This is a genomic window from Sphingobacterium sp. CZ-UAM, assembly GCF_002000245.1.
Lineage (GTDB): Bacteria > Bacteroidota > Bacteroidia > Sphingobacteriales > Sphingobacteriaceae > Sphingobacterium.
Genome location: NZ_MTCM01000003.1, coordinates 84,181 through 102,153 on the forward strand (window position 1 = coordinate 84,181; position 17,973 = coordinate 102,153).

The window sequence follows — 17,973 nt, forward strand, 5'->3', positions numbered from 1 at the left end:
TTCGCAATCCTAATCGTTACATTTTATTGCCGGGTGCTTCTCCGATATTGTCCACTGTTCGGGGATCAGTAACAACGTCCCCGGATCTTACCCTCCTGAATAACCTCCGATATATTAGTTACTGGGCTTAATCACGCATACGATGCTCCTGCACGTATTCACTTGGGGAAAGCTTTGTGATCTTCTTAAATACCCGATTGAAATTGACCACATTATTAAATCCGGTTTTAAACGCGATATTGGATACGCTTTCGGAGGATTCATCAATCAGCATTTTGCAGGCACGCTCGATTCTGATTTCATTCAGGAAGGTGACATAGGTCTTGCGGGTGTGTTTTTTAAAATACTTACAAAATGCATGGGGAGTCATATGAGCCACCGCAGCGATATCCTCAAGTGATATTTTATCGCCAAAATGCTGAAAGGTATATTGAAATATTTCGTTGATACGCAATCCTTCAGCATCCGAAAATTTCTTTTGGGGAATACCAGTATATAGCGAGGTCCATTGATCGACCTTTTTACTCAAAAAATTAATCAGTTTTACAAAGGACAAGAGCCGATCTATTCCTGCACTTGTGTTGATCTGTACAAATTTATCCTTGAGCGCAACAGCATGTTCAGCATCCAGCTTTTTACTGACATTGATATGTTCCAAAAAGTATTTGACATCGTCAAATTCGGGAAAGTCGAGAAAAGATTTAAAATGTGCGTAGTCAAAGAAAATATGAATGGCATGAATGCCGTCCTTAATATCTTCGGCAGTTTTAAACATATGCGGCTCATCCGCATCGACAATATAGATTTCATCTTCCTCAAAACTGTGGGTAAAGTTGCCGATCATAAAGGTCCCCCTACCTTTTAAAATATAGGTTAACTGGATCTCTTTATGCCGATGGTAATTGCTATAGAAGGACGGCAAGACATCCTCTTGCACACAAATAGATCCCTGATATACTACCGGAACTGTAAATTGAACAACTTTCATCGTTTTTTGAAATAACAAATATTAAACCGTTAATTCAAATATACTATTTTTTAAGACAATAATCGTTAATTTTTCACCAAAAACGCCTTGACTTTGCCAATAAACTGGGGTAAAGTAGGATCCTCACCTGTGAGCGACAAGATTTTGAAGTTCTTCGGATTGACCCATAAATAACTCGGCGAACGGTCTATACCAAAGTCATTTTCCAATGTCGCCCGATCGTTTGTATTCAAATAATAGTTATACGGTCCAAGGCTCAGCGCCTTACTGGTTTTGATCCAGGAATCCTGATCACTGTCCAGAGAAAAGTAAATCACGCGAATTCCCATTGCTTTTAACTGTGCCTCTTTTTTGTGCAATTCAGTCACATCAGATACACTGTAGGCACTTGTTGATTTCCAAAATGCAAGGATCAACATCTTAGCATCTGAAAATTCACTGAGTTTTAGGGAATCCCGCTGGACATTCATTGGTGTAATGGCAGGAAACACCGGCATGTTTTCATAAAAATCTTTCACCCGGTCTACTTTATCACGCGCAAATTTATAATAGGGATGTTTTTGCAGGGTCGCATCGAAACGTTGCAGGGCTATGTCAAATTTTTTAAAATTGTCCTGATCAACGGTAACATACTTAAAAAGATAAGGAAGCACCAAAGAGGACTGATGCCTACTATCCAGAATAAAATCAGTATATAAATTTCGGAGGTTATACGGTTTAATGGCCGACAAACGCTGTAGCTCGTCAACAGATTTCTCATAAGACCCATCGTTACGTAAAGCCATCGCTGAGAGCTGACCGTTTAATGCCGCAATTCTTCCCAATCTCTTTTCCGCCTTCGATTTTTCTTCTTTTTCGCGCTGATGATACCGTTCCGTAAACTGGACAAAATCCCTTGCATTTGCGGAACTTGTTGTCAACGTAAAAAGTCCTTTATTTTCTTTTAGTGCATAGTCACTTCCGCCTTCCAAAAACAAGTTATAAGGTTCTCCGTCGTTGATCTGAACCCCATAAAAGCCGGTCATTGCCAACTCACCTTCCAGGGTAAACTGACCATTGGTGACGCTTGCTTTCGTAAACTGCTGCATTTTGTTCTCTGGATCGAGCAGTGTCACCACACTTCCGTCAGCGGCACTTGTCTGTCCGGTTATTTTATAAGCGAAGGTTTTCAACAGCGCCTCTTTTTTCGCTTTGTCTGTCTTCTGGGAGCAAGCAGTTGCTCCCAAAAGAATAAACAACAAACAAAAATAACTAACGGACCTGATAGTCCTTATAAGCTCCATTTTCAAATATGCGAACATTCCCTTTTTCTCCTTTTATTTTAAGTCTGACAATTTTCCCATTCTCCCAGCTCATATCAACCGTATAATTTCCTCTGGCCTTCAAGCCTTTGACCTGCCCTTTAGACCAAGCTTTGGGCAAAGCTGGCAGTAGGTGAATATAGCCATTGTGACTTTGGATCAACATCTCCGCAATGCCAGCAGCACCTCCAAAGTTGCCATCGATCTGAAATGGTGGATGTGCACAGAATAAGTTGGGATAGGTACCAGCGCCTACGCCCTGATAGGTTGTTTCACTGGTAAAGGCTGGTTTGAGCAATTGACGAAGGATTTCCAGCGCATGATCACCATCCTGTAACCTTGCCCAGAACAATATTTTCCAGCCTCTCGACCATCCTGTCCCTTCATCTCCTCTTACAGCCAATGTCTTTCGGGCAGCGTCGGCCCAGTCCGGCGTAGTCTGTGGAGAGATAAATGCCGCAGGATATAGACCATATAAATGGGATACATGACGATGTTTAGGATCAGTCTCTTGATAATCTTCAAGCCATTCCATTACACGTCCGGATTTACTGATCACCACCGCTGGTGGAATCTCCTTTAATTTTTCTTTCAAGCTAGCCACAAAACTATCTTTGATAGCCAAAATAGAATCTGCCTGAATCAGGGCCTGATATAATTCACGTACAATCTGATTGTCAATCGTGGGGCCCATTACCACCGATGCTACCTTTCCATTGGACATCCGAAACGAATTTTCCGGTGAAACAGAGGGGGAAGTTACCCACCAGCCCGTTTTTGGATCTTGCACCAAGGTATGGTCATAAAATTCTGCAGCACCTTTAAGTATCGGGTAGATTTCTTTCAGATATCCCCGGTCAGCAGTAAAAAGATAATGCTCCCAAAGATGGTTGCATAACCAACCCGAGGCGGTACTGGATCCCCAGGAAGCCTGTTCACCCGGTGCTGAATAGCCCCAGATATTAGTCATCATATAAACAACCCATCCCGGCGCGTTGTAATACGCTTTTGCGGTTTGCTCTCCTGTTTTTGCGACCCGCTTTATCAGCTCAATAAAAGGTCGATGATACTCACTTAGGTTGTTTACCTCAACCCCCCAGTGATTCATCTGCGCATTGATATTTAGATGATAGTCCCCATTCCAAGGAGTCTGGATCTGATTGGCCCATAATCCCTGTAAGTTTGGCGGAAGCGCATTTGCATTTTTCGGCGCCGAACTTGAAATATTCAAATAACGGCCGTACTGATAATAGAGAGTTGCTAAATCTGGATCCTGTGTTGGGTTTTTATAAAAATTAGCTATCCTTTCGTTTGTCGGAATATCAGTATTTGCAGGGTTGCCGAAAAGATTAAGCTCAACCCGATTAAAAATATTTTGATAAGCTCTCACATGGTTACGGAACATTTGGGCCAAACTGGAGCCTTGTATGCCAGCAATAGCCGCTTTGGCCGTTGTCAGCGGATCGGGGCCATAATAGGATGTAGTGGCTGTCAGATAAATCGACAGATTTCCTGTGGCCGAAACTTCCAGCACCTGATCTTTGTTGTCCACGCGGAGATTTTTGCCCTGTACTTTTAACAAGGCGACAAATCTTAGATTCTTGCCTCCTTTTCCGTCCGGTAAAGACCCCTCAACCGAAATACCATCATCCAGCAGGGTGTAACGGTCTATATTTTCCTTCCGTTCGAAAGAAATACCGACCGTCTGCCTGGCATTTCCGTTTTGATTTAATTGAATAACCCCGACATTTTTGTCAAAGGAGGTATAGTAGTTACGCTGAATTTTTGTGGTTCCGGCACGAAAAGAAGTCTGAGCAGTCGCCGTAGTCAAATCCAATGACCTGGTATAGTCCTTAATGGAAGAAGACGGTAATTGATATTGCAAGAGCAGATCTCCCAGTACCTGATAACAGCCAAAAGGAACATTTGCGCCATTTCCAAAGCCAGAACCTTTGCCTTTGGTAACAAATGTTTCATTGACCAATTTTTCGGCTTCGTCATTTTTCCCTGCCTTCAATAAAGCCTGTATGGCATCAACATTTTTATGCGCCTCATAATTATTGGGATCTTCCGGACTTCCAGACCACATACTGATCTCATTCAGTACAATTTTTTCCCGTGTTGGATTGCCATCAGGCATCATACCAATTAGTCCATTGCCTAGCGGCAGGGTTTCTTCCCAGATTTGGGCAGGTTTATTATACCAAAGACTGAGCGGTTTTTGTTGTGCACACAAAAGCGTGGTCTGACAGATGCAGACCACGAAAAGGATTAAAATTTTATTTCTCATAAAGTTCAAGCTCGGCAATTGTCAGCTCATTCCCTTCAATAAATTGCTTTGGTTCAAATTTGATAAACTTGGCATTCTTATTCGTTTCAAAAAATACCTGTTGTAAAATTGGGTTTGCTTTGATATTGGAGAACTCGCCTTCTTTTGCGCTTGTCCATTTTTTACCATCTACACTGGTAGAGATCTTGTATTTCGTCGGAATACCGTCTGTCTTTTTATCTTGGCGCGGAAGAAAACCAATACCGGAGACTGTCCCATTTGTTTCAATGACCAAAACGCCTTGATCACCTACCGTTGCAAAGGTATTTGGGTTGCCATCAGTCATATGTGCTGTATTATTTGATGCTCCCGTTTTTAATTTAAAGCCAGTTTGCTTTTTAAGTTCTTTTGTATCGAAGGCAAAGGATTCATCAAATTCTTTGAATAACCCAAAGTCACTCAACGTAATTGCTACAGGAGCATAAATATGTAGGCGTAAGCCCGACGTTGTCACTGGCTGTTCTAGCTTGATCAAGCGATTGGCGCCGATACTGGTCGCTTTGGCCAATGGTTTCCAGGTATTGTCGCTCCATTGTTCCACGACAACGCTGTCAATTCGTTGTCCAAGTTTGATATTTTCACGCAATTGGATAAGGTCGAATGTTGCTGTCGACTTGAGTTTAATTTCGAGTGTAGCCGAAGTTTTTGTATCATCGGTAGCCCAGTAACTGTAGCGGTCGTTATCGGTAATCAGTGCGGTTGCATATGTTTTCGAATCATTGTTACGCGTATTTGAAGCAGTAATGCGTGCACCTTTTGCCAGATTGGTACGGAAAGTTTCCTTGACCTTTTTACCAAAAGCTTGTAAAGATTTCACATCATTATCATGTAGCGTACCGGAAGGCATCGGTGCTAGACCAAGATTCATACAGGCCCCACGTCCCACAGACTTAAGATAAATTTCGAATAATTGGTTGGGTGTTTTTACACGGCTATTCTGCTCCTCGTGATAGAACCATCCCGGACGTTGAGGCACATCACATTCTGCGGGAATCCAATATTTCCCATTCCGGTCACCCGATTCGGCATTATGCGATTCGGTCGCTCCGGGGACCGCTACTTTACCATTGAGTCCTATGGGTGTAAATGTCGCCCATGAGGTTTCAGCAGCAAAACCATGTTCATTACCTACCCAGCGCATATCAGGACCAATATCGGAGAATATTACCGCGTTAGGTTGAAGCTTACGCACGATTGGCCAAGTTTTCTCATGCCACTCATAATAGGTGGTCCGGTCAATGATCCGTTTCCCTTCATGCCCGCCGTAGTAGCCATCGCCGCCATTGGCGCCATCATGCCAGGAAGTGAACAAAGGACCATAATTGCTCATCAATTCGGTCAACTGTTCTCTATAAGCATTGGCATAAGCAGGTGTACCATAATGTTCATCATGACGGTCCCAAGCGGACAGGTATACTCCAAACTTCATTCCATTGCGATGTGTCGCTTCCATAAATTCCTTCACCATATCCCCTTTGCCATTCTTCCAGGGAGAGGAAGCAATGCTATAGGAGGTTGTTTTGGTTGGCCATAAACAAAATCCATCATGATGTTTGGCGACACTGATCAGACCTCTGAAACCTCCATCCGCCGCTGCTTTGGCAATCTGATTTGCATTAAATGCCGAGGGATTAAACAAAGCAGGCTGCGCATCACCATAACCCCATTCTTTATTTTGAAAAGTCGTTGGTGTATAATGGATCAAGCAGTAGGTTTCCATCTCCTGCCATTTTAATTGGCGTTCGGTAGGCAAAGCTCCATAGGGTTTTAACGTATCCGGTTTGGCTACCGTACCGCTGGAAAGTAAGATGGAAGATAACAAGATTGTGAACATATTCTTTATTAATAAGTACTAGAAAATTAGGTTGTAAAGCCCTAATATAAGAAGTTTTATAAATTTATCTATGTAACATTTGCGTACAGAAGCATGATCGAAAAACGCCAAAAATATTTTAAAAGCGGAAATTGGCCTTATTAAGCCATATCAATCGATTGATTTAAAACATTTGCTTAGAACAGCAAATGGTCTTCTGTGGTATTATGCCTGTGCATTTTTTAGTATAATCCGGCCAAAAGGAACTTATTTATTTGTTGAAGTACAAACAAAAAACACAGATCTGTTATTAATAGAGGATAAAGAAGTTAGCTGCGCTACAGCAGGTGATGTTATGCTCTTGGGACAAGATTGGCATGATAATTATAAGTTGTAGTGCAGAAAAAGGAATGTTTATATATTATTAGAAATGATTATGAAAGTAAATTTAATGATTTTAGCAGTTGCAATGGCATTTTCAACTGTTGCATGTAACACAACAGGAAAAAAATCTGAGGCAACCGCCGCTGGTGATACCGCAACTACGGTTCAAAAGCCAAGCGTAGTGGATAACGCTTCTCTGGAAGGAACTTGGGAACTTAAATCCATTACCACACCTGAGACCGCAGGAAAAGCCCTTAAAGAATTGTATAAAGACAAAATCCCAACATTGACTTTCACAAGCAAAGATCATAAAGTAGAAGGTAACAACGGCTGTAACGGTATCGGTGGTACGTACGAAAGTGAAAAAGGCAATTCCATTAAAATCGGTGATAAATTGGTCTCTACGATGATGCACTGTGAAAACGCAGCTTACAATGAATTTATGAATGGCTTAAAATCTACAACAAACTTCGATGTTAGAGATAATGAGTTAACATTTATTTCTGGCGATATCGTCGTGATGCAGTTCGTAAAAAAATAAGGAAACACCCAATTAAATGAATAGGCCGATCTATTTATCGGCCTATTTTATTTAGGTTCGCCATTAATTGAAAAGCTTAGCATCCCATCTTCTGTCCCCAGAAGGGCTTCGAACCCCTTCCTCATCAACATATACTCTATTCATTTCCAAATAATTGTTTACCGAGAGCGCTCTTGGCAAAAATTCTTCTAACACCAAAAGGCCCATTAATTTATTTGGTTTCCGATCATAATTAGTAAATATGTCAATTATTTTAGAAGCACTATAGGGGTATTTATACACAATGCTATCTAAATTTTTGCTCGCATTAAAATAGAACGTTTTCTCAAGTGGCAATTGATCCCCTAAATAGTAATATTCTTTTTTCAAGAGGTTATTCTTATATTCATATTTATATATGCTAATTGGTTGATCTCCCCGTATGATTCTTCTTTCAGTGATCAACTTATTTTGATAGCGTAACTCATGTCTTTCATCAAATGAAACTCCCTTATCGGAGCTCTTTTTTTCCAATTTAACCCGATCCCCAGAAATACTAATAATCCAATAGATAATATCTGTAAAATCGTTACGCGTCCCATTTGCTCCGGGAATAGGCAAAAAGCCACCGGTAATTCGAGAAAGCTGGTGGTCTTTGTACGCCAGTTTTAGCGTATGATCAAGCGGATAAAAATTATAGTTAGATAGAAAATCGGGGCTCAACAAAAACACTGGTATTTCTTTGAGTCCCTGATCGGAGAGTAATTTTTCATCTTTCGAACAGGAAAAAGAAAGGAATAAAATTCCTGAGAAAAAAAATAGCCAGATTTTTTTCATAAAATGGGTCATTTCATTGGTAATTATACGAATTTAAAAATTTCATCTCGTAACTTTACACATCATGAAAAAAGATCAATCTAAAATCATACGTGAACAGGTCGATCGTTCAGCACTTCGCGAACATTCGACTCCTTTATACCTCACATCAAGTTTTATCTTCGACAGCGCTGAACAGGGTCGGGCGGTCTTTGCAGGCGAAGAAGATGCAATGATTTATTCCCGCTATGCCAATCCGAATACGTCGGAGTTCATCAACAAGGTCTGTATTATGGAGGGTGCTGAAGCCGGCTTATCTTTCGCATCGGGTATGGCTGCAGTATTCGCATCCTTTGCTGCAATTATCGAAAGTGGAGACCATATTGTTTCTTCACGTGCGATATTTGGCTCTACCCATCAGTTATTTACGGAACTTTTTCCGCGTTGGGGCGTTACCACAACCTATGTGGATGCAGCTAATCCTGAGGAGTGGGAAAAGGCCATACAACCCAATACGAAAATTATATTTTTGGAATCCCCGTCCAATCCCGGATTGGAATTGGTTGATTTAGAATGGTTGGGCAAATTCAAGGAAAAATATCCGAATATTATTCTTTCGATCGACAACTGTTTTGCAACACCATATCTTCAGAAACCGATTCAGTATGGATTTGACCTAGTCATCCATTCGGCGACCAAATATATGGATGGACAGGGACGTGTTTTGGGGGGTATTGTGGTTGGAAAACAGGAACTGATTGAAAAGTTGATGTTCTTTATCCGTCATACAGGCCCGGCATTGTCACCATTTAATGCCTGGATTATTTCCAAAAGTCTGGATACCTTGGGTATCCGTATGGATCGTCATTGTTCCAACGCATTGGCATTGGCGCAGGCATTGGAAAATCATCCGGAGATTGAAGATGTAAAATACCCTTTTCTACCGAGCCATCCACAATATGAGCTGGCTAAGAAACAGATGAAAGCAGGTGGTGGTATTGTTACATTGGTTGTCAAGGGTGGATTTGAACGGGCAAAAGCTTTTGTTGACCACTTGGAGATGATTTTATATACTTCCAACTTAGGTGACTCCAGATCTATTGCGACCCATCCAGCGTCCACGACGCACTCCAAGTTGTCCGAAGATGAGCGTCTGAACTTAGGTATACAACCGGGCAGTATCCGATTGTCGGTTGGCTTAGAGGACCAGGAAGATATTATCAACGATATCTTACAGGCTTTAGAAAAGACCAAAAACTAAAAAAGCGTGCTAAGCACGCTTTTTTAGTTTTTGGTCTTTAGTGTATTGAATATATAGATATGAGATTTTGGTTATCCCCTATTTAGTTCAATGAAGCAATAGCTGCAGCATAGTTCGGCTCATCGGCAATCTCGGCAACTTGCTCTTCGTACAAAACTTTACCATTCTCGTCCAAGGTGATCACAACACGGCTCAATAGTCCTGCTAATGGTCCATCAGCAATTGCCAATTGATAAGCATCAGAGAAATTCGAATCTTTATATTCTGATAAGGTCACCACATTGCTCAAACCTTCGGCTGCGCAAAAACGACCCTGTGCAAACGGCAAATCTTTCGATATACATAATACAACTGTATTGTCCAACTGGGACGCTTCTTTGTTAAATGCACGTACCGATGCGGCACAGGTTCCGGTGTCCACACTAGGAAAAATATTTAACACAATTTTTTTCCCTTTAAAATCCGCAAGTGACTTATCCGAAAGATCTCCTGCAGTCAATTTAAAATCAGGCGCTTGTGCACCAACTTGAGGTAAACTGCCTTTTGTATTCACTGGATTGCCCTTAAAAGTGATTGTAGCCATAATATATAATTGTTTAATTTTTAGTTTCTTTGCTTTTAAAGGTACGAGCAAAAAAAATATTACACAACATTTATTAATATTAGCCAAACATTTATTATGTTAGCATTGTATTTTAAATTAAAGAGGAACGTTAACCAACAATAAACACTAGTATGAAGAAATTATTATTCTCAATACTTTGTGCAAGTCCATCACTCCTGTTTGCACAAGGATCACAGGTGAATCTACAAAGCCCCAAAGCTGTCGGAATGGGGGGAGCAGGATCTGCTTACTTTATAGATGAATCTTCCATTTTCTACAGTCCGGGTGCTTTAGCAAAGATGGATCATAATGCGATTTCGGTTGCTGGAAATGCTGTGATGTACAAATCTGCATTTCAGGAGACTGGAAGTACGGTTGTTTACCATACCAGAAATCAGATTTCCACACCTTTTTCGTTATTTGCGGCAATTGGGCCTAAAAATTCTTGGTGGAAAGCTGGTATCGGGGTTTATACACCCTATGGTGGAGCTGTCGACTGGGGTAAAGAATGGGTCGGCAAGTTTAGTTTGGTGAGTTTAGCACTACGTGCAATCTATATTCAGCCTACTGTCAGTTTCAAACTTACCGAAAACTTTAGTGTCGGGGGTGGTTTTGTTTATAATATAGGTACAGTAGATCTGGAAAATTCCATTCCAGTCTTCTATCCAGATGGCCGCGCCGGTCTAGCAACCTTAAAAGGTACAGGTACAGGTACAGGGTATAACGTGGGTATCCACTACCACCTGGAAGACGAATTTGCGATATCCGTAAGCTATCGTTCGAAAGTAGTCACAAAACTTAAAGATGGTGATGCTATATTTGAAGTTCCAGCAGCTGTGGCCAGTAATTTCCCTGCCGGTAATACATTCAGTGCGGAGCTACCATTGCCATCTACATTCGCAGTCGGCATGGCTTTCCCACTCTCCGAGAAATTTAAAATGGCGATCGATGCAACCATGATTAACTATGACATCTATAAGGCACTGGATTTCGATTATAAAGAAAATACTCCGGTACTAAAAGATACACATTCACCTAAAAATTATGACAAAGCAGGCTCCATCAAAGCCGGTCTGGAATACATCGCTTCTGAAAAATTACAATTACGTGTAGGTGGTGGATATATCGCAACTCCGGTACAACAGAGTGCCTATGTCTATCCCGAAACTCCTGATAATACCAGATATCTTGTCTCCGGGGGTCTTACGATAAAACCTTCGCCCAAATTTGACATCACCGGTTCGTTTGCTTATCAACGTATCTTGCCGCGCAAGTCTACCAACATTGATAGCCACCTTTCAGGTACCTATTCAACAAATATTTTTGCACCCGGTATTGGCGTAAGCTATAAATGGTAATTATTAACAGCCAAATTTGATTAAGATGAAAACAAATAAATTTTATATAGGTGCGGCGTTAGTACTTCTATCTATCGCTTCCTGTAAACCAACTTTAGACGAGTATCAGGCTTCGGCAGGCTCGGTCAATTTCTCAAAATATGTTGCTATCGGTAATTCCCTGGCCGCTGGTTATGCCGATGGCGGTCTTTACCTGGAAGGACAAAAAGTAGCCTACCCCAACCTAATTGCAGAGCAATTGAAACAAGTAGGTGGCGGCGAATTTAAATCACCATTCTTTAGTGATGCGCAAGCCAATGGGTCGGGCTATATTACACTGACAGGATTAGTCAATGGGCAACCCGTAACTGCACAGGTAACGGACAAATTAGCCTATCGTTCGGCCTCGCCAAAACTATTGACAAAATATACCGATCCGATCAATAATCTAGGTGTACCTGGAATGCGGATGGATATGGCTTTTGCAGCTGGCGTGGGCTCTCAGGCAGGAAATATGTATTTTGAGCGTTTATTACCCGATGCAGACGCCATGAAGACCTATTTTGCTTATTCGACGGCACAGAGCCATACTTTCTTTAGCTTTGCGCTTGGAAATAACGATGCACTTGGTTGGGCCACAAATGGTGGAGTGGAAGACGGACCAACATCTAAGCTCACCGAAACGGCTCTCTTCAAAACTTTGTTAGGCAACTACGTAACCGCATTAACGACGGGTGACAGAAAAGGTGTTCTTGCGACTATTCCGGACGTAACAGCAACTCCATATTTTACAACGGTAACCCGTACGGCTCTACTGGCGGCAGTCAATGCGACAAAACCACCAACTCCGGTAACCAATATCTATATTGCTACAAAATCAGGCCCTCGGGCGGCAACCGATAAAGATTATTTTGTGCTTCCATTTTCTTCAACAGGATTATTAGGCAAGCCAAATGCAGCCCAAATTCCTTATGGTCTACACCCTTTGAATCCTGTGGAGGACAAATATGTACTGGATGTCAGTGAAACGGAAACAGTGGTTCAACGGATCAATGAGTATAACGAAGCGATTAAGGCAGCAGCGGCATCAAAAAACCTGGCATTAGCGGATGTGCATGCATTCTTAAATAATGTCAAAGACGGTGTCCGTATCAATGGTTTGGCGGTCAGCGCTAAATATATCACAGGAAATGCATTTTCATTGGACGGGATTCACCTCACGCCGATAGGAAATGCTTTAATGGCTAATATTTTCATCAGCGCCATTAATTCAAAATATGGTTCGAAGATTCCACAGGTAGATGTGGCCAAATATCGTGGTGTAAAAATGCCGGATACTGCTCCTGCAACAAAATAAACCAGCATCAACATACTGACAAAAGGCAGACGAATATACGTCTGCCTTTTTCGTATATTTGTACTACGTTGGCTACCGGAATAGCGCCAATGTTTAAATAAATACAAAAAGTATTATGAAAGTCAAATTAAACCGTGTCAACCAGGCTGTGCATTTCGAAGCCAGCAGCGAATTATCTTCCGTCAAAGTGAATATCGATGGTTCTGAAGCAATCGGTGGTGAAGGAAAAGGTGTTCGCCCCATGGAATTGGTATTGATGGCATTGGGTTCTTGCAGCGTTTTTGACCTGCATAGCATCTTGGTAAAACAACGTCAGCAAATTGATGATGTTCAGGTGGAAGTAGAAGGAAAGCGCCGTGAAGAAGTGCCCCAAGTGTTTACGGATATTCATATCAACTTTTTTCTCAAAGGGGAAATTGATGAAGTAAAGGCGGCAAAAGCGGCGGAGCTTGCTGTGAAAAAATATTGTTCAGTACATGACATGCTTGCAGCAGGTGGCATCAACATCACTTATTCGCTAAAAATAAACTAAGATTTTAAGCTTTCTATCGTTCAGATTTGTTTGAAATATGAACGATAGAAGGCTATATAAATAATGTGGGGCTAAAGTCTTTTTTGCTCTTCGGTTTTAGTCGGTTGATTGTTGCTCTTAACCTTCTGGTTGCCAAAATGATACCGCAACGTTACAGTTACCTTTCTTGTATCCCGATAATCGTCAAAATAATTGTTTTGATCGGCATATTTTGACGAGATTCTCATTTTTTCTGTCCTGAAAATATCCATAAATGCCAGGTTGACTTCCAGCCGTTTATTAAAAAACTTTCGATTGCTCATCACATAGGTGCTGGAATAGCCTGTAATTCGGAATGGTCCCTGAATAGTCGGTGAAGTAAACGTATTGCCGAGTTCCAGATTCCAGCCGGCGTTTTTGTCCAGGACATAGTTTGAGCTTATATTTCCATTACCGATAAAAACATCGTTCTTATGTAGCACCGCATCCGCGCCCATAAAATAATTCTCATTATACATCCCTTCCAACTGCAGATTTAATCCCCAAAGGGCGGTCAATTGAAAGTTTTTCCCAAGGTCTATCCCTGCCCCTTGTCCTTTCCGAATATTGGTATATTGAAAGATCAACTGGTGGTTGACGTTATCCTGCAAAGCAATTTCCATATTAGGCCATTTTTCAAAACGATAAAATAAATCCACATTCCAATTATCCTTTGTCCAGGTCAGGTTGAGGTTATGCACAATTGTAGCCCTCAAGCGGGGATCTCCCTGGAAATATGAAAACAGATTATAATAGGATTTCGCCGGATTAAGCCATGAATAAGCGGGGCGGCTGATGCGTTTGCCATAGGAAAGCCCGAACTGCTGCTGATCCGAGAGCGCATATTGTATATAGAAAGTGGGAAATAATACAAAATAATCCATTTTATTCATATCCTCCGGTTCGGAAACCCTCCCTTCTAAGTCGGTATACTCCCCTCTTAAGCCCGCTTTCCAGCTCCATTTTTTCCAGCTATAGTTAAACGATGTATATAAGGCGGCATTACGCTCTTTGTAATCGAATAGGCTGCTCTTGTCGGGCCGGTATTGAAGGGCACCTGATTCATCGTCCGAAAATATCAGGTCACTTGTTGTTTTTACAGTACTAAACTTGCCCCCAAACTCGAACTCTAGCCCTTTTAACTTTCCCTTCATGTCTATCTGTGTGGAAAAAAGTCGGTTTTCACTCGTGTTATTACTGATAAAACGCGTATTCGATGGCCTTTCTCCTTTAAAATTCAGTGCCGTCAAAACATCTTGATCGTTGGTCGCCTGGCTGGACGTGAAATAAGAAGCCCAATTAATACTCCATTGGGGACTGAGTTTCTTCGTCACCTGGAGATAAAGATTATTGTTTTTATTGGACCGCTCGTGATCATTTGTTGTAAAATAGCTGGATTCCTGCACACGGTCTTTGTTATAGATGGCTGTAGGTACCTCATAGACGCCGTAGGACCTCGGCCCATAATAACCGGTTAAGCCCATATTAATCAACCATGTGGTGTCCGGAGTATATTCCATCGAAAGGACATAGCTATTTTGGCTATTATTGGTATCGAAACGGTCCATAGTACCTTCCCATGAATTCTGTTCCTTTGGATAATAGACATAATTTGTTTCATACCGGGCATAGGTGCCGCGCCCAAAATTGTATGCTGCGCGTAGATTGAATTTTTCGTTTTTATAATACTGCGTCAATCCGAACATCTGTTTCCAGGTCGTGCTTTTTTCCGCCAAAGCTACTGCTGAACCCCTATACCCGTACAAGGTAGATTTGGTAAGCTTGATATTAATAACCGTACTACCTTCGGCTTCATATTTTGCAGGGGGATTGGTAATTACCTCGATGGACTGCACATCGTTGCCAGCGCTGTTCTCCAGATAGGTTTTCAGCTCTTCACCGCTGAGCAGAATCTTGCGGTCATTGATCAGCACCATAATCTTTTTGCTTCCTCTGACCATTAAGTCTGAGCCGCTTGCCATCACCAGAGGTGTGCGTTTAAGGATATCCCAGGTATTCAGTGCTGAAAGATTACTCTGCTGCACATTAAATTCAAGACGATCCAACTTGCGAATCAATCGGGGTTGTCGGCCTACAACATTCACTTCTTCAAGTTGTTTTACCTTAGGCAGCAGTGTCAGGACCAGTGGGCTATGTATGGTATCGCAATAAAAAAATAATTCCTTGGTACCAAAATTCAAATGTGATGCTTTAAGGTAGTATTTCGTATGCTCTGTTAATGCTAATGCAAACTTTCCGGAATGATCCGTCTTCATTTCGCGAATCTGTTGATAGGTACTATCCAATAACACAATAGATGCATCAGCCAGTCGCTCGTTATTTCCATTTTGAATATGTCCTCCGACCTGTTTGACCTGTGCTGTAGAAAGCAAAGGCGCTAAGAGCAAAAATAATAATCCTTTCATATTTCGGTATTTCATGTTCCAAAATTGCCCATTACCGCCGCCAAGCATGGTTAATGAAGAGTTAATGCTATGTTAAGGTGTATGATCTTTCTTGCAAGCCATTATATTTGTATATGGAATTGAAACCTAAAAATTATATTACCCTTTTCATCGTATTTTTTGCTGTCCTTATTGGCATACAAGGTTATCAATTGTACAACACTTACCAACTCAAACAACGCGAGGTCCTTGCCCTGGTCAAAAAAAAGCTAGACAACATAGATGACTCAAATCTTATTTTTGACCACAACCTATTAAGTAAGGATATCGCCAGAGATTATTACATCAAACTGGTCAAGAAAGAGATCACCGAAGATGGTCTAAAACACCTGTATCAGATACATGCACAGAAAACTTCCAACGAGCTCACTAAATATGTCGATAGTGTATTCAAACCTCTCGGTATGCATGTCATCCTTAAACAGGAAATATTGGGCATTTATTATAAAGATGCTGTAAAACCATTGGTCAGGGGACCGATCACCGTTTATACCACACAAGGAGCCTTCAACCATCCCATGGAATTATCCACAAGTAAATGGGTCACCGAAAAAACTGAAACAAATAAGATCGAAGGTCGTATTGAGAGCAAAGAAATATTATATGTATTTTCCGTTCCACGAAAAACTTCCTATGAAGTAGTCAATCTTAACTGGATTTTATTCAAGGAGCTTACCTCTTTATTTATGAGCACCATATTGATTCTGACAGCATTTATATGGCTGTTTTACCGAACCATCAAGAATCTCCGAAGGCAGGACAAACAGATCGCAGTATTACATGATGTCGTAGACAATATTTCGCATGAGCTAAAAACGCCTGTTGCGACCTTAAAAATTGCCGCTAAAACACTCCGCAAGTCTGCCGATGACAAGATCATCGCGGTTATCGAACGTCAGGTAAGCCGTCTGGAGCAAACACTAGATCCACTAAACGAGAATCAAAGCGCAATAAACTTATCCCCCATAACAGTGGATGAACTACAGACCATTTTTAGCGATTTTCAGCTATGCAATCCAACGGTCAAACTTACTGTGGAGCCAAGCTTCAACACGCAAATCTGTCTTAACCTCACTGATGCGACGACGTTATTTTACAACTTGATGAATAATGCAGTTAAATACGGCGCCACAGCGTTGGGGCTTCGTTTTGAAGCACAGAAAAACTATTTATCCATTCAAGTTAAAGACAATGGTCAAGGCATAGCAGAGAGCGAGTTACCCTATATTTTTGAAAAGTTTTACCGTATACAAAAAGACAATATCCATGACACAAAAGGTTTGGGTCTTGGTCTGTTCCTTGTTAAGAATATCATCAGGAAATACGGTGGGGAGATCAAGGTGATCAGTAAATTGCAGCAAGGGACAACTTTTATCATCCTGCTGCCCCGTTAATTTACTTCGTGATAAAATCCCAACCTTGAGGAATAAGGGTTATGTCAAAAGCGAACATTTGTGAAAGGAAAGTAAGTGCTCCACCATTAAATTTGAACAGGATCTAGAAAAGAGCAAGCTTTATGAAGATCTAGAACAAAAGCCAAATACCAGTTAGACAAAATTAAAATGAAGAATAAACTATTACTTGTAGAAGATGATCCAGATTTTGGATTTATGTTGAAGCAATACCTCGAGCTTTCAGACTTTAATGTGGATTGGATTATGCAACCGAATGACCTTACTACCGACTTTCAGAGGCTTTCAGGGTATGATTTAATTATTTTGGATGTGATGCTTCCACAGGTAAGCGGTTTTACCCTGGCAAAGGAGATCAATAGGCTTTTTCCTTTCCTTCCTTTTATCTTTTTGACGGCCAAAGAGCAGAAGATCGATAAACTAACCGGCCTGAAAATCGGTGCTGATGATTACATCACCAAACCCTGTGACCCAGAAGAATTGTTGCTTCGCATACAGAATATCTTAAAACGTCATCAAAAACATATGCTGTCAAGTTCGATTTCAATTGGCTCTTATCTGTTTTTCCCCGACCAACTGCTGTTAAGCCATGCCCAGGAAAAATATAAACTTACAGAGCGCGAAGCACACTTGCTCCTGTTCTTATGCCAGCACAATGGTCAGCTCGTGACCCGGGAAGATATTCTTGAAAAGGTCTGGGGAAATGCCGATTTTTTTACCGGCAGAAGCATGGATGTGTTTATCACACGTATACGCAAATACCTAAGCCATGATCCTGCCCTCCGTATCAGTTCGAATCGCGGTGTTGGATTTACGGTTTATTTCTGAAACTTATT

Annotated in this window: 14 protein-coding genes; 7 read left to right on the forward strand and 7 right to left on the reverse strand. The window is 41.3% G+C overall.

The annotated features are described in order from the left end of the window. Positions 1–127: 127 nt before the first annotated feature. From BWD42_RS14245 to BWD42_RS14260, 4 genes are all read right to left on the reverse strand, one after another. Complete coding sequence (locus tag BWD42_RS14245) at positions 128–988, reverse strand: helix-turn-helix domain-containing protein (protein WP_077437076.1); 861 nt, start codon at positions 986–988, stop codon at positions 128–130. Positions 989–1,053: 65 nt separating this feature from the next. Continuing rightward, entirely contained in the window at positions 1,054–2,229 is a 1,176-nt protein-coding gene (locus BWD42_RS14250; RefSeq protein WP_175992066.1) for a thioredoxin-like domain-containing protein, read from the reverse strand. Positions 2,230–2,239: 10 nt separating this feature from the next. After that, positions 2,240–4,579: a glycosyl hydrolase family 95 catalytic domain-containing protein gene (locus BWD42_RS14255; protein WP_077437078.1), complete on the reverse strand. Its 2,340-nt coding sequence runs from the start codon at positions 4,577–4,579 to the stop codon at positions 2,240–2,242. Further along, positions 4,569–6,452 carry an alpha-L-fucosidase gene (locus BWD42_RS14260; RefSeq protein ID WP_077437079.1) on the reverse strand — a complete coding sequence of 628 codons (1,884 nt, stop codon included), beginning with the start codon at positions 6,450–6,452 and terminating at the stop codon, positions 4,569–4,571. Before BWD42_RS14260 ends, BWD42_RS14255 begins: the two co-directional genes overlap by 11 nt. 415 nt (positions 6,453–6,867) lie before the next feature. On the opposite strand from BWD42_RS14260, the gene BWD42_RS14270 reads away from it, so the two are divergent. Beyond that, positions 6,868–7,356, forward strand: a complete 489-nt coding sequence (locus tag BWD42_RS14270; RefSeq protein ID WP_175992067.1) for an META domain-containing protein — start codon at positions 6,868–6,870, stop codon at positions 7,354–7,356. Positions 7,357–7,419: 63 nt separating this feature from the next. Here the strand turns inward: BWD42_RS14270 and BWD42_RS14275 are convergent, their stop codons facing one another. Next, positions 7,420–8,172, reverse strand: coding sequence for a hypothetical protein (locus tag BWD42_RS14275; protein ID WP_077437082.1), 753 nt, complete (start codon positions 8,170–8,172; stop codon positions 7,420–7,422). A 64-nt stretch (positions 8,173–8,236) separates the two neighbouring features. Here BWD42_RS14275 and BWD42_RS14280 point away from each other — a divergent pair, with 64 nt between their 5' ends. Continuing rightward, on the forward strand, positions 8,237–9,412 hold the full coding sequence (locus BWD42_RS14280; RefSeq protein WP_077437083.1) for a trans-sulfuration enzyme family protein: 1,176 nt from the start codon (positions 8,237–8,239) through the stop codon (positions 9,410–9,412). A gap of 82 nt (positions 9,413–9,494) precedes the next feature. Here BWD42_RS14280 and tpx read toward each other — a convergent pair whose 3' ends face one another. Then, positions 9,495–9,995 (reverse strand): thiol peroxidase, encoded by a 501-nt coding sequence (tpx, locus tag BWD42_RS14285; protein WP_077437084.1) that lies wholly within the window; start codon positions 9,993–9,995, stop codon positions 9,495–9,497. Between the two features lie 152 nt (positions 9,996–10,147). Here tpx and BWD42_RS14290 point away from each other — a divergent pair, with 152 nt between their 5' ends. The 3 genes from BWD42_RS14290 to BWD42_RS14300 all read left to right on the forward strand — a co-directional run bounded on the left by BWD42_RS14290 (position 10,148) and on the right by BWD42_RS14300 (position 13,242). Continuing rightward, the gene (locus BWD42_RS14290; protein WP_077437085.1) at positions 10,148–11,374 is read left to right on the forward strand and encodes an OmpP1/FadL family transporter; all 1,227 of its coding nucleotides are present in this window, start codon (positions 10,148–10,150) and stop codon (positions 11,372–11,374) included. A gap of 25 nt (positions 11,375–11,399) precedes the next feature. Continuing rightward, complete coding sequence (locus BWD42_RS14295; protein ID WP_077437086.1) at positions 11,400–12,710, forward strand: SGNH/GDSL hydrolase family protein; 1,311 nt, start codon at positions 11,400–11,402, stop codon at positions 12,708–12,710. Between the two features lie 115 nt (positions 12,711–12,825). Further along, on the forward strand, positions 12,826–13,242 hold the full coding sequence (locus BWD42_RS14300) for an OsmC family protein (protein WP_077437087.1): 417 nt from the start codon (positions 12,826–12,828) through the stop codon (positions 13,240–13,242). A gap of 71 nt (positions 13,243–13,313) precedes the next feature. Here BWD42_RS14300 and BWD42_RS14305 read toward each other — a convergent pair whose 3' ends face one another. Then, positions 13,314–15,686 (reverse strand): outer membrane beta-barrel family protein, encoded by a 2,373-nt coding sequence (locus BWD42_RS14305; RefSeq protein ID WP_077437365.1) that lies wholly within the window; start codon positions 15,684–15,686, stop codon positions 13,314–13,316. Positions 15,687–15,799: 113 nt separating this feature from the next. Here BWD42_RS14305 and BWD42_RS14310 point away from each other — a divergent pair, with 113 nt between their 5' ends. Both BWD42_RS14310 and BWD42_RS14315 read left to right on the forward strand, forming a co-directional pair. Next, complete coding sequence (locus BWD42_RS14310; protein ID WP_077437088.1) at positions 15,800–17,119, forward strand: sensor histidine kinase; 1,320 nt, start codon at positions 15,800–15,802, stop codon at positions 17,117–17,119. Between the two features lie 168 nt (positions 17,120–17,287). Then, entirely contained in the window at positions 17,288–17,965 is a 678-nt protein-coding gene (locus BWD42_RS14315) for a response regulator transcription factor (RefSeq protein ID WP_077437089.1), read from the forward strand. The last annotated feature ends 8 nt before the right edge of the window (positions 17,966–17,973 follow it).